This is a genomic window from Phaeovulum veldkampii DSM 11550 (assembly GCF_003034995.1).
Classification (GTDB): Bacteria; Pseudomonadota; Alphaproteobacteria; order Rhodobacterales; family Rhodobacteraceae; genus Phaeovulum; species Phaeovulum veldkampii.
The window spans coordinates 1-503 of the sequence record NZ_PZKF01000142.1; the positions used below are offsets into that span (position 1 = coordinate 1).

At 59.6% G+C, this 503-nt stretch carries 1 protein-coding gene; it reads right to left on the reverse strand.

Annotation, left to right across the window (positions count from 1 at the left end; all coding sequences use genetic code 11):
- Positions 1 to 131: 131 nt before the first annotated feature.
- Positions 132 to 503 (reverse strand): integrase core domain-containing protein (locus tag C5F46_RS16320; RefSeq protein WP_146160271.1); only part of this gene is annotated, 372 nt, incomplete at its 5' end.

Below are 503 nucleotides of genomic sequence, written 5' to 3' on the forward strand. Positions count from 1 at the left end.
TTTTCCTACAACATATCAAAGGCTTAGGCCGAAACAGAGCGCCCCACGGGGCGCTTTTTGCGTTGCAACTCGCCACAACATCTTTCCGCGCAATTCCAAAGGCTTTGACCTGCCCCCCGGTCGTCCCTCGTTCATAACGAGAGTCCTTGGGGTTGATAGTGGTCGGTTTCGGGTTGGGCAAGCGCGCCGGGCGCGTTGCCATCAAGTAGCTCAAGCGTCCGGCGCGCGTCGGACGGGGTCTTGTTGCCCAGCGAGGAATGGGGCCTGACGTTGTTGTAGTCATAGCGCCAGAGGGCCAGCGTGCGGCGGGCATCGGCAAGGCCGTCGAAGATTTCCTCGTTCAGGCATTCGTCGCGCAGGCTGCCGTTGAAGCTTTCGATGTAGCCATTCTGCTGCGGCTTGCCCGGATCGATGTAGTGCCACTCGACACCGTTCTCGTTGGCCCATTTCAGGATCGCCTTGCTGGTGAACTCGGTCCCATTGTCACTGACGATGCAAGCCGG